The 13582-nt window shown below is 63.4% G+C and carries 12 protein-coding genes; all 12 read left to right on the top strand.

Going from position 1 to position 13582, the window contains the following annotated elements; translation table 11 throughout:
- Window positions 1-3 precede the first annotated feature (3 nt).
- Window positions 4-1467: a monovalent cation/H+ antiporter subunit D family protein gene (locus CO664_RS04720; RefSeq protein ID WP_037415144.1), complete on the top strand. Its 1464-nt coding sequence runs from the start codon at window positions 4-6 to the stop codon at window positions 1465-1467.
- Window positions 1464-1718: a hypothetical protein gene (locus CO664_RS04725; RefSeq protein WP_037415146.1), complete on the top strand. Its 255-nt coding sequence runs from the start codon at window positions 1464-1466 to the stop codon at window positions 1716-1718. The genes CO664_RS04720 and CO664_RS04725 overlap by 4 nt, the downstream gene beginning before the upstream one ends.
- Window positions 1711-3471: a Na(+)/H(+) antiporter subunit D gene (locus tag CO664_RS04730; RefSeq protein ID WP_097538042.1), complete on the top strand. Its 1761-nt coding sequence runs from the start codon at window positions 1711-1713 to the stop codon at window positions 3469-3471. Before CO664_RS04725 ends, CO664_RS04730 begins: the two co-directional genes overlap by 8 nt.
- A gap of 8 nt (window positions 3472-3479) precedes the next feature.
- The gene (locus CO664_RS04735; RefSeq protein WP_097525272.1) at window positions 3480-4955 is read left to right on the top strand and encodes an NADH-quinone oxidoreductase subunit M; all 1476 of its coding nucleotides are present in this window, start codon (window positions 3480-3482) and stop codon (window positions 4953-4955) included.
- Window positions 4952-6385: an NADH-quinone oxidoreductase subunit N gene (locus CO664_RS04740; RefSeq protein ID WP_097538043.1), complete on the top strand. Its 1434-nt coding sequence runs from the start codon at window positions 4952-4954 to the stop codon at window positions 6383-6385. Before CO664_RS04735 ends, CO664_RS04740 begins: the two co-directional genes overlap by 4 nt.
- A gap of 145 nt (window positions 6386-6530) precedes the next feature.
- Complete coding sequence (locus CO664_RS04745; protein WP_037415296.1) at window positions 6531-6896, top strand: NADH-quinone oxidoreductase subunit A; 366 nt, start codon at window positions 6531-6533, stop codon at window positions 6894-6896.
- Window positions 6884-7387, top strand: a complete 504-nt coding sequence (nuoB, locus tag CO664_RS04750) for an NADH-quinone oxidoreductase subunit NuoB (RefSeq protein WP_037415152.1) — start codon at window positions 6884-6886, stop codon at window positions 7385-7387. The genes CO664_RS04745 and nuoB overlap by 13 nt, the downstream gene beginning before the upstream one ends.
- Window positions 7384-7947, top strand: a complete 564-nt coding sequence (locus CO664_RS04755; RefSeq protein ID WP_097525274.1) for an NADH-quinone oxidoreductase subunit C — start codon at window positions 7384-7386, stop codon at window positions 7945-7947. The genes nuoB and CO664_RS04755 overlap by 4 nt, the downstream gene beginning before the upstream one ends.
- Before the next feature lies 1 nt (window position 7948).
- Entirely contained in the window at window positions 7949-9163 is a 1215-nt protein-coding gene (gene nuoD / locus CO664_RS04760; protein WP_097538044.1) for an NADH dehydrogenase (quinone) subunit D, read from the top strand.
- A gap of 16 nt (window positions 9164-9179) precedes the next feature.
- Window positions 9180-9695, top strand: a complete 516-nt coding sequence (gene nuoE / locus CO664_RS04765; protein ID WP_097525276.1) for an NADH-quinone oxidoreductase subunit NuoE — start codon at window positions 9180-9182, stop codon at window positions 9693-9695.
- Window positions 9696-9699: 4 nt separating this feature from the next.
- Entirely contained in the window at window positions 9700-10965 is a 1266-nt protein-coding gene (nuoF, locus tag CO664_RS04770) for an NADH-quinone oxidoreductase subunit NuoF (RefSeq protein ID WP_097525277.1), read from the top strand.
- A gap of 19 nt (window positions 10966-10984) precedes the next feature.
- Complete coding sequence (nuoG, locus tag CO664_RS04775; protein WP_097525278.1) at window positions 10985-13555, top strand: NADH-quinone oxidoreductase subunit NuoG; 2571 nt, start codon at window positions 10985-10987, stop codon at window positions 13553-13555.
- Window positions 13556-13582 lie beyond the last annotated feature (27 nt).

Here is a 13582-nt window from a genome sequence, read left to right on the forward strand (position 1 = left end):
CGCTTGGATCCGGTGATCTCCATCCGGCCCCTGCTTGCCGTCGCCGTCGCGGGCCTGGCGGCTCTGGCAGTTCTCTTTCTCCACAAGCGTGAAAATGTCCGCGATCTCGTCTCGCCGCTCGCCGCGGTCGTCATGTTCGCGATCGTCGCTTCAATGGCGCCGACGGTGCTTTCGGGCGGCACGGTCGAGTTGCGGCTGTTCGAGATCCTGCCCGGGATCGACTTCGCGTTCCGGGTCGATGCGCTCGGCATGGTGTTTGCCACCGTCTCGTCGCTCTTATGGATCGTGGCGGCGATCTATTCCATCGGCTATATGCGGCATTTGCACGAGCACGCGCAGACCCGCTTCTTCGCCTGCTTCGCCACCAGCCTCGCGGCCGCCGTCGGCGGCGCCTTCGCCGCCAATCTGTTCACTCTGGTGATCTTCTACGAGGTGCTGAGCCTCGTCACCTATCCGCTCGTCTACCACCACGAAGACGAAGCGGGCTGGGCGGGCAGCCGCAAGTATCTCGTCTATCTGATGGGCGCCTCGAAGAGCGTGCTGCTGGCGGCGCTGGCGCTCACCTATCACATCTCCGGGTCGCTCGACTTCGCGCCCGGGGGACTGTTGGCGAAGGCCGATGCCTCGGCGGCGCTGCTGACGGTCGTCTATTTCTGCTATCTGTTCGGCTTCGCCAAGGCGGCCGTGATGCCGATGCATGCCTGGCTGCCTGCCGCAATGGTGGCGCCGACCCCGGTCAGCGCGCTCCTGCATGCGGTGGCCGTCGTCAAGATGGGCGTGTTCTGCGTGCTCAGGATAGTGTTCCACGTCTTCGGCACGGGGCTGATGGGCGGCTTGGGTCTCGGCATCGCGACCGCCTACCTGGTCTCCTTCACGATCCTGATGGCGTCGATCTATGCGCTCACGCGCGACGATCTAAAGGCGCGGCTCGCCTATTCGACGGTCAGCCAGCTCTCCTACGTGGTGCTGGGCGCGGTTCTGCTCTCGCCGGTCGCGATGGTCGGCGGGATCATCCACATCGCTGCGCACGCCTTCTCCAAGATCACCCTCTTTTTCTGCGCCGGGTCGATCTATTGCGCTTCGGGAAAACGCAACATCAGCGACATGGCCGGTATCGGCCGGAGGCTGCCCTGGACGATGGGAGCGTTCTTCGTCGCCTCGCTCAGCATGATCGGCGTGCCCCCGACCGCGGGCTTCGTCAGCAAATGGTACCTGACGCTCGGTTCCGTCCAGGCGGGGGAGATCGCGTTTCTGATCGTGCTTCTGGCAAGCTCGGTGCTGAACGCCGCCTATTTCCTGCCGGTCAGCTATGTCGCCTTTTTTGGCGGAGAGGGGCCCGAGGGGCTATCGAAGGTCCGTGAAATTCCGCTGGTGACTGTCCCTCTGGTTGCGACGGCGGTCCTGTCGGTGCTGATGGGCATCTTCCCCGGCTATTTCCTCGCCCTGGCGGAAGGAGTGGTTCGATGATCAAGAGCATCGTCGATTTCTTTGGCGATGAAGCCTATGCGCGGTACCGGCACCGGCTGTTCTATCTGGTGCTCGCGCTGATCGTCGTCGCCGACTTCGTGGTCCCGCGCGACCATGTCGAATATCTGTGGGAGCGGCTGCCTGGCTGGTCGGCCGTCTACGGCTTCGTCTCCTGCGTGCTGCTGATTTTCGTTTCCAAGTTCCTCGGCCATCAGGGCGGGCTCATGCGGCGCGAGGACTATTATGATTGAGTTCGTCCATCCCGCTCTGCTGTTCATTCTCGGTGCCGTGCCGATCCCTTTCCTTCCGCGATCGATCCGCAACGCCTATCTGTTGCTGATCCCGGTGCTGGCGATCTTCGCCGTGCTCGCTCTCCAGCCGGGAAGCTATGGCGCGGCGCAGTTTCTCGGCCAGGAGATCCTGATCGCCAAGGTCGACAAGCTGAGCATCGTCTTTGCCACGGTCTTCACCATCATGGCGCTGATCGGCATGGTCTATGCGCTGCACCTGACCGAGGCCGGCCAGCATGTGGCGGCCTTCGTCTATGTCGGCAGCGCGCTCGGCGTGGTGTTCGCCGGCGACTACCTGACGCTCTATCTCTTCTGGGAGGGCATGGCCTTTGCCTCCGCTTACCTGGTTTTCGCTCAGGGAGGCGAGAAGGCGATCCGCGCCGCGTTCCGCTACCTGATGGTCCATGTCACCGGCGGCGTCGTGCTGCTCGGCGGCGTCGTCCTCCACGCGCTTGCCAGCGGATCGCTGCTTTTCGGCCCGATCGCGGGCAATATCGGTGCCGGCGCCTATCTGATCCTTGCCGGCTTCCTGCTCAATGCGGCCGTGCCGCCGCTCAATGCGTGGCTCACCGACGCCTATCCGGAGGCGACGGTTACCGGGGCGGTTTTCATGAGCGCCTTTACCACCAAGACTGCCGTCTATGTGCTGGCGCGGGCCTTTCCGGGGACCGAACTCCTGGTCTGGCTCGGCACGGCGATGGCGCTCTACGGGGTCGTCTATGCCGTGCTGGAAAACGACTGCCGGCGCCTGCTCGCCTATCATATCGTCAGCCAGGTGGGCTACATGGTGGCCGGCGTTGGCATCGGCACCGAGGTGGCCGTGAACGGTGCGACCAGCCATGCCTTCGCGCATATCCTCTATAAGGCGCTGCTGTTCATGGGGGCAGGGGCGGTGATCTACGTCACCGGACGGCGCAAGCTCACCGAACTCGGCGGTCTCTACCGGACCATGCCGTTGACGGTGGCGCTCTACATGATCGGCGCCTTCGCGATCTCGGCCTTTCCGTTCTTCTCGGGCTTCGTCACCAAGTCGATGGTGGTGGCCGCCGCCGGAGAGGATCACCGTGCGCTGGTGATGCTGGCGCTGACGATGGCCTCGTCGGGGACGTTCCTGCATACCGGGCTCAAGCTGCCCTACTACATGTTCTTCGGCACCGACCGCGGCCTTCAGGCGCGGGAGCCGCCCGGCAACATGCTGGTGGCGATGGCCATGGCGGCGACGCTCTGCGTTGCGATCGGGGTTTTCCCAGGGCCACTCTACGCGCTTCTTCCTTATCAGGTTGCCTTCGAACCCTATACCGGCGCTCACATCACCGAGAGCCTCGGCGTGTTGATGTTCACCGCCCTGGGCTTTGTGCTGTTCCTCAGGGCGCTCGACCCGGAGAACACGATCAGCATCGACACCGACTGGTTCTACCGCAAGGGGGCGCGGGCCTTCATGTGGTTCGCCGAGCGGCCGCTGGCCCGCTACGAGAAGGCGGTCAGCGACGTCTCCGAGACGGCGGCGCTGCCCTTGCTGCACGGGACGGCACGGACCGGGCTTCGGATCGACATCCACGGCGTGGATGCCATCGTCAATGGCGTGGCGCATGCGATCCTTGACGGCGGCGGGGTGTTGCGGCGGCTGCAGACCGGCGTCGTGACGCATTATGCGCTGGCGATGATTGCCGGTCTGATCGCGGCCATTGCCGTCTTCGCCGTCGTGTGGCGATAGGGGGTGCGATGACATTCCCGCTGCTCAGCCTTATCGTCTTCCTGCCCGCTGCCGGGGCAGCGGTGTTGATGTGCCTGCGCAACGACGACGCGGTGCGCTGGACGGCGCTCGGTTTCACGGTGGCCGACCTCGCGCTCGCGGTGGCGATGCTGGCCGCTTTCGACACCACGACCCACGAGATGCAGTTCACCGAGAGGCACCCCTGGGTGCCGGCAATCGGGATCACCTATGCGCTCGGCGTCGACGGCATCAGCGCTCTCTTCGTGTTCCTGACGGCGCTACTCGGCTGGATCTGCGTCCTCGCCTCGTGGGTGGCGATCGACCGCAAGGTCAAGGAGTTCATGGTCGCCCTGCTTTCGATGCAGACGCTGATGCTGGGAGTGTTCTCGGCGCTCGACCTGTTCCTGTTCTACGTCTGCTGGGAGGCGATGCTGATCCCGATGTATCTGATCATCGGCGTCTGGGGGGGCGACGGCCGGGTCTATGCGGCGTTCAAGTTCTTCCTCTACACGCTGGCCGGCAGCCTGCTGTTCCTGATTGGCGTCATCGTGCTTTATTTCCACGGCGGCCGGACCTTCGATATTCTTGCTTTGAGCGCGCAGGATCTGCCGTTCGATGTCCAGGCCTGGCTGTTCTTCGCCTTCCTGATCGCCTTCGCGGTAAAAGTACCGATGGTTCCGGTCCACACCTGGCTGCCGGACGCGCATGTTCAGGCGCCGACGGCGGGCAGCATCATTCTCGCCGGCGTACTTCTGAAGATGGGCGCCTACGGCTTCCTGCGCTTCTCGCTGCCGATGCTGCCGGAGGCATCGGTCTATTATTCGACGCTGATGCTGGCCCTTTCGGCGCTCGCCATCGTCTATGGCGGTCTGCTTGCGCTCGCGCAGGACGATCTGAAGAAGCTGGTCGCCTATTCCAGCATCAGCCACATGGGCTTTGTAACGATGGGGATTTTCGCCCTCAATCTGCGCGGGCTCGAAGGCGGCATCCTGCAGATGTTCAATCATGGCGTGACGACGGGCGCGCTGTTCCTGTTCGTCGGCGTGATCTACGAACGGACCCATACGCGCAGCATCGCCAATTATGGCGGGCTGATGAAGGTTGCGCCAGTCTATACCGGATTTCTTGCGCTGTTCACCCTCTCGTCGATGGCGCTGCCGGGCACCAATTCGTTCGTCGGCGAGCTGCTGGTGCTGTCGGGCGGCTTTGCCGCCAACATGGCCGTCGGCACAGCCGCCGTTCTGGGGGCATTGCTGAGCGCCGCCTATCTGCTTGGAATGTATCGCAAGGTCGCACTCGGTCCGGCGAGCGTCGGTGCCCGGTATCAGATCCGCGACGTGAACGGCCGCGAGATCGCGGCGATACTGCCGCTGGCGGTTTTCGTGCTCTGGGTCGGGCTTTATCCGAAACCCTTCCTCAACGTCATCGACGCCTCGGTGAAGCATCTGCTGACCGAGGTGCACGGCCAGGAGATCGGACAATGACCGCCGCCGTGCTTTTCCAATGGATGCTGGCAAGCCTGCCGGAAATCATCGTGATCACCGGCGCTTGCATCCTGTTGATCCTGGGGCAGTTGGTACGGCGGGAACAGCTGCTCTTCTGGGCCTCCGTCGCGGTCGTACTGATCGCCGCTCTCGCGACGTTTCTGCTGGCGGGCGAGGTGCGGCCGGCCTATTCGGGCATGTTCGTTGCCGATCGCTTCGCGGTCTTCTTCAAGTTTGTCTTCTATCTGGCCACGGTCCTGACGTGCCTGCTTTCGCGGAAATATGCCGATATCGAAGGGATCGGCAGCAGCGAATACTATGTCATGCTGCTCTTCGCGCTGTCGGGCATGATGATCATGGCCTCGGCGACCGATCTCCTGTCGATTTATGTGGGCCTCGAACTGATGGTGCTCTGCACCTATGTGCTGACCGGCTTCCTCCGGCATGAGCGGCGGTCGAACGAGGCGGCGCTGAAATATGTGATCCTCGGCGCCGTTTCGACCGGCATTTTCCTTTATGGCGTTTCGCTTGTCTATGGGCTCACTGGGACGACGCAGCTGGATGCCATGGCCGCTGCGGTGAGCGGCGATCCGCTCGATCCGGGCTTGCTGCTGGCGGTGGTTTTCATCGTCGCGGGGCTGGTCTTCAAGGTCGGCGCGGTGCCGTTCCATATGTGGGTGCCGGACGTCTATGAAGGCGCGCCGACGACGGTCACCGCCTTCATGTCGGTGGGGCCGAAGGCGGCGGGGTTCGCGGTGATCCTTCGGGTGTTCCTCAATCCGCTGGTCGCAGCCTCGGACGTCTGGATCATAGTCGCGGTCATTGCGGTGGTGACGGCGGCGCTCGGCAGCTTTGTGGCGCTGGTGCAGGACAATTTCAAGCGGCTGCTCGCCTATTCGAGTATCGCCCATGCGGGGTTCGCCACGTTCGGCGTGGTGGCCGGCGGGGTGGACGGGGTCGCCAGCGTGATGCTCTATCTGCTGATCTACGCCTTCATGAATCTCGGCATTTTTGGCGCCGTTATCATGATGCGGAGCGGTGATTTTTCCGGCGAGGTCATCGAAGACTATGCCGGCTTCGCCAAGGCGCACCCGGGGCTGGCGCTTCTCATGCTCATCTATCTGTTTTCGCTTGCTGGCATCCCGCCGACTGCCGGGTTTTTCGCCAAGTTCTACGTGCTCACCGCGCTCGTCGAGCGCGGTTTCGTCTTCCTGGCGGTGGTCGCGGTGCTGTTGAGTGCCGTCGCCGCCTATTTTTACATCCGCATCGTCATGGTGATCTACATGCGCGAGCCGGAGCGGGCCTTCGAACCGGCACTGACGCCCTTTGTCCGCGCCACGCTCGCCTGCACCGCCGCCGGCACCATCGGCATCGGCCTTTTTCCGGAGTGGTTCCTGAGGCTTGCCCAACACTCGGCTTTTGGCGGCTGATGGATTGGATTTGCAATGGTCCGTTCGACGGAATAGACTGCAAGTTCAAGAAAGAATTGCTCAAATTCGCTTCCAGGGCGAGCGCTTTTTTGACCCGGCATGGGGTCGGCCCTGACGAAAGCCCTCGATGAACGGGGCATGCGAGATGACTGCGATCGAATTCCTGCCGGTTCTTGTGATGATCGCCGGAGTTGTTCTGGTGGTCGGGGCGACTTTGTTTGTCTCATCGCTGCTGCGTCCCTCCAATCCCTATCCCGAAAAGAACATGCCCTATGAGTGCGGCATGGACCCGGCCGGCGAGGCCGCCGGGGGCCGCTTCCGGGTGCAGTTCTATATTCTCGCGATCCTGCTGGTCGTCTTTGACGTCGAGACGATGTTCCTGTTTCCCTGGGCCGTCGTGCTGAAGGAGATCGGCCTGATTGGCTTTGTCGAGATGTTCGTCTTCATCGTTCTGCTTCTCGTGGGCTTCGCCTACGCCTGGTTGAAGGGGGCGCTCGAATGGGAGGCTTGAACAACGCATTCCGCGACAGCGTGCTCTTCACCACGGCCGACAGCGTCATCAGCTGGAGCCGCCGGTCGGCGCTGTGGCCCGAGACTTTCGGTATCGCCTGCTGCGCCATCGAGATGATCTCGGCAGGCTGCGCCCGCTATGATCTCGACCGGTTCGGGGTGGTGTTCCGGCCGTCGCCCCGGCAGTCCGACGTGATGATCATCGCTGGTACCGTGACGCGGAAGTTTGCGCCCGTGGTGCGCCGGCTCTATGACCAGATGCCGGAGCCCCGCTGGGTAATCGCCATGGGCACCTGCGCCATTTCCGGCGGGGTCTACAACACCTATGCGGTGGTGCAGGGGGCGGAAACTTTCGTGCCGGTGGACGTTCACGTGCCGGGCTGTCCGCCACGGCCTGAGGCGCTGATGCACGGTTTCCTGCTGCTTCAGGAGAAGATCAAGAAGACCAGGGCGCTCGCCGGGACGCCATTGGACCGGATCGCCGCATCATGAGCGTAACGACGTCCGTTATCAGCACCCTTATCGCGGAACGTTTCGGAGAGGCCATCGAGGACCTTGGCTTCTCGCTTGGGGTTCACGCTTTTGCTGCTCCGCCAGACAGGATCGTCGAGCTTTGCCGGTTGCTGAAGGAGCACCCGGAACTGCGCTTCGATTTCCTGTCAGACGTCTGCGGTGTCGACCACTATCCCGAGCAGCCGCGCTACGAGGCCGTCTATCACCTCTATTCGCTGCCGAACAAATGGCGCGTCCGGATCAAATGCCGCCTCGGCGATCCGCCGCGGGTGCCCTCGGTGACGGGCGTCTGGCGCACGGCCAACTGGCATGAGCGCGAGGCCTGGGACATGTACGGGATCACGTTCGAGGGACATCCCGACTTGCGCCGCATCTATATGTGGGAAGGCTTCGAGGGCTTCCCACAGCGCAAGGACTTTCCACTTCGAGGCTACAGGGACGAACTGAACCCGTTCGGCGCCGAAGGGCCGGCGCCAAACCAGCCGGACCTTGCCACCAGGGACATTCCATCGGGGGGCCGTACGACACCGGGAACGTGAGATGACCGAAGTCACTGAGCTCATGAGGCCTGAGGGCGAAGCGCTCGACACCAAGGAGGTGCTTCTCAATCTCGGCCCGCAGCATCCGAGCACTCACGGGGTGCTGCGGCTCGTGCTCGAGCTCGACGGCGAATATGTCGCCCGCGTCGATCCGCATATCGGCTATCTGCACCGCGGCACCGAGAAACTCGCCGAGAGCTTCACCTACACGCAGATCTTTCCGCTCACCGACCGGCTCGACTATGTCTGTCCGCCCTCGAACAACCTCGCCTTCGCGCTGGCAGTCGAGAAGCTGCTGGGCATCGAAGCGCCGATCCGCGCGCAATATATCCGCGTGCTGATGGCCGAGCTGGCGCGGATCTCCGGCCATCTGCTGATCACCGGCGCGCTGCCGATGGATCTCGGTGCCATGACCGCGCTGCTTTACGCCATGCGCGAGCGCGAAATGATCATGGACCTCCTGGAAATGGTCACCGGCGCGCGCATGCACACTTCCTTTTGCCGGGTGGGCGGCGTGCGCGAGGACCTGCCGGACGGCTTCCTCCCCAAGGTCCGGGAGTTCTGCGACATCTTCCCGCACCGGATCCGCGACTACGAACGGCTGATCGAGGACAATCGGGTGTTCCTGAAGCGGACCCAAGGCGTCGGTATAATATTGCCCGAGGACGGCATCGACCTCGGCTTGAGCGGTCCCAACTTGCGCGCGTCCGGCGTCGACTGGGACATTCGCCGCGACGAACCTTACGAGATCTACGACCGGCTCGATTTCAACGTCATTACCCGCGACGAGGGCGACTGCTATGCGCGCTGGCAGTGCCGGGTCGAGGAAATGCGGGAGAGCGTGCGGATCATCGAGCAATGTCTCGACCAGATGCCGGACGGGCCGTTCCAGGTCGACATGCCGACGATCGCCTTTCCCATGGACAAGGATCGCGTGCACTGTTCGATGGAGGCGCTGATCCAGCATTTCGACCTGTCGGCCTACGGCTTCAAGGTGCCGAAGGGCGAGGTCTATTCGGCGATCGAGGCGCCAAAGGGCGAGCTCGGCTTCTACATCGTCAGCGACGGGTCGGAAAAGCCGTTCCGCATGAAGGTGCGGGCACCGTCCTTCGTCAACCTCCAGGCGCTCTTCGGGGTCAGCAACGCCCGCTATCTGGCGGACATGATCGCCGTGCTCGGCAGCCTCGACCCCGTGATGGCGGAGGTGGACAAGTAGCAGGAGTTTGAACCCGATGAGCATGCGCGAAAAGATCGAGGAAGCGGCGGCGCGGTATCCCGACCAGCGCTCGGCAATCATGCCCGCACTGCTCATCGCGCAGCAGGAACATGGCCATCTGCCTGGTCCGATACTGGAGGAAATCGCCGACATACTCGGCGTCGAGCGGATCTGGGTCTACGAGTTGGCGACCTTTTACACGCTCTTCCATACGGAGCCCATCGGAGCCTTCCACCTGCAGCTCTGCGACAATGTCTCCTGCATGCTCTGCGGATCCGAGGCGCTTTTGAAGCATCTGGAAGCGGTGCTGGCGATCAAGACGGGCGAGACCTCTCCGGACCGCGTGTTCACGCTTTCGACCGTCGAGTGCCTCGGTGCCTGCGAGATGGCTCCGGTAATGCAGGTCGGCGACGACTATTACGGCGACCTCGATATCGGCCGGATCGATAAGCTTCTCGCCAGGCTGCGGGCCGAGGCGGGGCAAGTGATAGGCGGCGCCGATACCGCCGCCGCGGCACCGCCGGGAGAATAGAGTCATGTTCGAACCGGTTCTCCTCAAGAATATCGATGCGCCGGATGGCCATCTGCTCGCTACCTACGAGGCCGGCGGCGGCTACCAGGCTCTAGCCAAGGTGCTGCGTGAGCACACGCCCGACGAGGTCATCGAGCTCGTCAAACAGTCCAATCTGCGCGGTCGCGGCGGCGCCGGATTCCCGACGGGGATGAAGTGGGGGTTCGTGCCGAAGCGGGCCGACAAGCCGAAATATCTCTGCTGCAATGCCGACGAGGGCGAGCCGGGAACCTTCAAGGACCGGATCATCATGGAACGCGACCCGCATCAACTCGTCGAGGGGCTGGCGGTCAGCGCCTATGCGATCGGGGCGGAAACCGCCTATGTCTACGTCCGCGGCGAATATGTGAAGGCCATTCGTCGCCTGGAACAGGCGATCGCCGAGGCGCGGGAAAAGGGCTATCTCGGAGAGGGAGTCCTCGGATCGGATTTCAATTTCACGATCCACATTCACTGCGGCGCCGGCGCCTATATCTGCGGCGAGGAAACCGCGATGCTCGAATCGCTCGAGGGCAGGCGGGCGCAACCGAGATTGAAGCCGCCCTTTCCGGCAGTTGCCGGGCTCTACGCCAGCCCTACGGTGATCAACAACGTCGAAACGCTCGCCTGCGTGCCGCATATCGTGATGCGGGGGCCTCACTGGTTCCGGAGTATCGGCCCGGACAAGAGCCCCGGTCCGAAGCTCTACTGTATCAGCGGTCATGTGAAGAAACCCGGGCTCTACGAGCTGCCGATGGGCATACCGTTGCGCGAACTGGTCGAGGACCACGCAGGCGGACCGCTGCCGGGGCGCCGGATCAAGGCGGTGATCCCGGGCGGGGTCTCGGCCCCGGTTATCCCTCGGGAAGGTCTGGATGTCGGCATGGATTTCGACTCGCTGGCGGCCGCCGGCTCGATGCTCGGTTCGGCTGGGGTGATCGTGATCGACGACTCGACCTGCATGGTCAAGGTCGCCACCCGCATCATCGAATTCTTCCATCACGAATCCTGCGGCAAGTGCACGCCATGCCGCGAAGGATTGAATTGGGTCGTCAAGGTGCTGCGCCGGATCGAGGCGGGGGAGGGCGCCCCCGGCGATCTCGAGCAGTTGGACAAGCTCTGCAAGGGCATATTCGGCAACACCTTTTGTGCCTTGGGCGACGGCGCGGCGATGGGCCTGCGGGCGGCACTCGCGCATTTCCGCGATGAGTTCGTCGCCCATATCGAAGAGCGGCGGTGCCCGTTTCACTGAAGGCGGGCCGGGAGGGAATATGGTTAGGATCACGATCGATGGGCAAATGCTGGATGTGGAGCCCGGTTCCACAATACTGCAGGCCGCCCAGCGTCTGGGCACCGAAATCCCGACATTCTGCTATCTGAAGCGACTGCCGCCGCTCGCGTCATGCCGCATGTGTCTGGTGGAGATCGAGGGACTGCGGCGGCTGCAGCCCTCCTGCGCGACGGCGGTCACTGATGGCATGGTCGTGCGGACGAACACGCCGCTGATCGAGGAAACGCGGTCCTCAATGCTCGACATGCTGCTCGCCAACCATCCCCTCGACTGTCCGATCTGCGACAAGGGCGGCGAGTGTGAACTGCAGGACATGGTGATGGACTACGGGCCCCGCAGAAGCGAGTTCCGCGATCCCAAGCGCGTCTTTCACTCCCGGGACATTCGCCTCAGCCCGGTGATCATCATGAACGTCAACCGCTGCATCCAGTGCCAGCGCTGCGTGCGGATCTGCGAGGAAGTGGTTGGCGCGGTCGCCCTGGGCACCGTCGAAAAAGGCATGGATACTGCCGTCACCGGCTTTGAGGGCAGCCTCGCGAGTTGCGACCAGTGCGGCAATTGCGTCGAAGTCTGTCCGGTCGGCGCGCTGATGAGCTTCCCCTACCGCTACAAGGCGCGCCCGTGGGACCTGGCCGAGACCGATACGGTCTGCCCGCATTGCGGTACGGGCTGCCAGCTCACCGTTGGCGCGAGAAAGGGCGAGTTTATGCGGGTCCGCTCGAAGGAAGAGCACGGGGTGAACCGCGAAACGCTCTGCGTGCGGGGACGTTTCGGCCTTGACTTCGTCGAGAGCCGAGACCGGATCAGGCGACCGATGATCCGTCGTGATGGCGCCCTGGTGCCGGTTTCATGGAGTGAGGCCGGTGACTACCTGCGCCTACGCCTGTCGGCCGTCGAGAACAAGGCAGCGGGCGGGCTCGCCTCTGCGCGCCTGCCCAATGAGGTGCTCTACCAGTTCCAGAAGCTGATGCGGACGGTATTCCGGACCAACAACATCGACTGCTCGGCGCGCTGGTCCGCCCCCTTCGATGCGCTCGGCCCGCTGCTGGCAAGCTTCTACACGCGTGCCTCCCTGCACGAAGTGATCGGCAAGGACTGTGTGCTGGTGATCGGCGGCAACGTAACGGAGGAAAACCCGGTTACCGAATACCTGCTGCGCGATGCGGCGAGGCGGCGGCAGGCCGGATTGCTCATGCTCTCGGCGCGGCCCTCCCGTCTCGACGCCGATGCCCGGGCGGTGCTTCGCGTGCCGCCGGGCGGAGAAGCGGCGAGCCTTGCGGCAGTGGTGGCAGGACTCCTGCCGAGCGAGGCCTTTGCGGACATCGGCGCCACGACGGTCGGTGAAGGGCCGGACCGTTTTGTTGCCGCTCTCAAGGAAGTCCGCAGCGTCAGCGTGCTTGTCAGCGTCGGCCTCCTCAGATCATCCGAAGCGCGCGCGACGCTGCAGCAAGTCAACAACCTGCTGCAGGCTCTCCGCCTGCTCGGTAAGGACGTGGCGATGCAGTTTCTCTTCGACAGGGCCAATCAGCTGGGCGCCTGGGACATGGGGGTTCTGCCGGAGAGTCTGCCGGGACTTTCGGCCATCGACGACGATGTTGCGCGTGCAGCTCTCGGGCGGGCCTGGGGCGCCGAGATTCCGTCTGCACCGAGCGCGAGTTTCGACGCCATGCTGGAACTCTGCGATATCGGGCGAATGGGTGCGCTCTATATCGTCGGAAGCGATCCCGTGATGACCTATCCCGATCGAAGGATCGCGCAGATGGCGCTTGGCGCCGCCGATTTTTTGATCGTGCAGGACGCGTTTCTCACGGATACGGCCGGCGTTGCCGATGTGGTGCTGCCCGCTGCAAGTTATGGAGAGGAAGCGGGCACTTTTACCAACAACGAGGGCCGGATCCAGAAGCTGCGCAAGTTCCGCGAACCCGCCTTCGACGCCCGGGGCAATCTGGAGATATTCGACTTCGTCGCGCAGCTCTGTGATCATGCGCTGCAGCCATCGTCGCAAGGCGAGATTTTCGACGAGATTGCCCGGCTTGTCCCAGCCTATCACGGATTGACGCAGGACGGGCTTGGTTCCGATGGCGCGTTCACAAGTGCGATTCCGACGCCACCGTCAGGCGTGTTCTTCGCGGCGCCGCCGAGACCGAAGGTCGACGACGGGCTGATGCTGATGACTGGCGATTGCCTGTTCCACAATGGATACCATTCCGAGCGCTCGGAGATCCTGAATACGGTCGCGGATGACCCCTATGTCGAGTTGAGCGAGCAGGATGCCGTGCGACTCGGCCTTTCGGATGGCGATCAGGTCGTCGTGCGATCCGCCCGGGGCGAATTGACCGCGAAGCTCAAGGTCAACAGGCGCTTTCCGCGCGGCCTCGTCTTTGTTCCCGAGAACTACCGGGCCCTGCGCCTCAACAGTCTGATGCAGCGGGGTGAGTATCCTTGTCCGGTGGAGGTTCAAAGGGCGCCTGCGCCATTCGAGATCGGTCCCCATTCCGAACCCGCGATGAGCGCTGGGGATCTCGGCCAAGGCATTGCCGGCTCGCCCTGACCCCGTTTCTCACCCGCAGTCAATGAT

The sequence above is a fragment of the Sinorhizobium sp. NG07B genome, from assembly GCF_002532005.1.
GTDB classification, from domain to species: Bacteria; Pseudomonadota; Alphaproteobacteria; order Rhizobiales; family Rhizobiaceae; genus Sinorhizobium; species Sinorhizobium fredii_C.

Excerpts from the sequence above, each read along its gene's own strand:
- nuoG (WP_097525278.1), top strand. The coding sequence starts at position 10,985 with ATGGTTAGGATCACGATCGATGGGCAAATGCTGGATGTGGAGCCCGGT.
- nuoE (WP_097525276.1), top strand. The coding sequence starts at position 9,180 with ATGAGCATGCGCGAAAAGATCGAGGAAGCGGCGGCGCGGTATCCCGAC.
- CO664_RS04745 (WP_037415296.1), top strand. The coding sequence starts at position 6,531 with ATGACTGCGATCGAATTCCTGCCGGTTCTTGTGATGATCGCCGGAGTT.
- nuoD (WP_097538044.1), top strand. The coding sequence starts at position 7,949 with ATGACCGAAGTCACTGAGCTCATGAGGCCTGAGGGCGAAGCGCTCGAC.
- nuoB (WP_037415152.1), top strand. The coding sequence starts at position 6,884 with ATGGGAGGCTTGAACAACGCATTCCGCGACAGCGTGCTCTTCACCACG.
- CO664_RS04735 (WP_097525272.1), top strand. The coding sequence starts at position 3,480 with ATGACATTCCCGCTGCTCAGCCTTATCGTCTTCCTGCCCGCTGCCGGG.
- CO664_RS04740 (WP_097538043.1), top strand. The coding sequence starts at position 4,952 with ATGACCGCCGCCGTGCTTTTCCAATGGATGCTGGCAAGCCTGCCGGAA.
- CO664_RS04755 (WP_097525274.1), top strand. The coding sequence starts at position 7,384 with ATGAGCGTAACGACGTCCGTTATCAGCACCCTTATCGCGGAACGTTTC.
- CO664_RS04730 (WP_097538042.1), top strand. The coding sequence starts at position 1,711 with ATGATTGAGTTCGTCCATCCCGCTCTGCTGTTCATTCTCGGTGCCGTG.
- CO664_RS04725 (WP_037415146.1), top strand. The coding sequence starts at position 1,464 with ATGATCAAGAGCATCGTCGATTTCTTTGGCGATGAAGCCTATGCGCGG.
- nuoF (WP_097525277.1), top strand. The coding sequence starts at position 9,700 with ATGTTCGAACCGGTTCTCCTCAAGAATATCGATGCGCCGGATGGCCAT.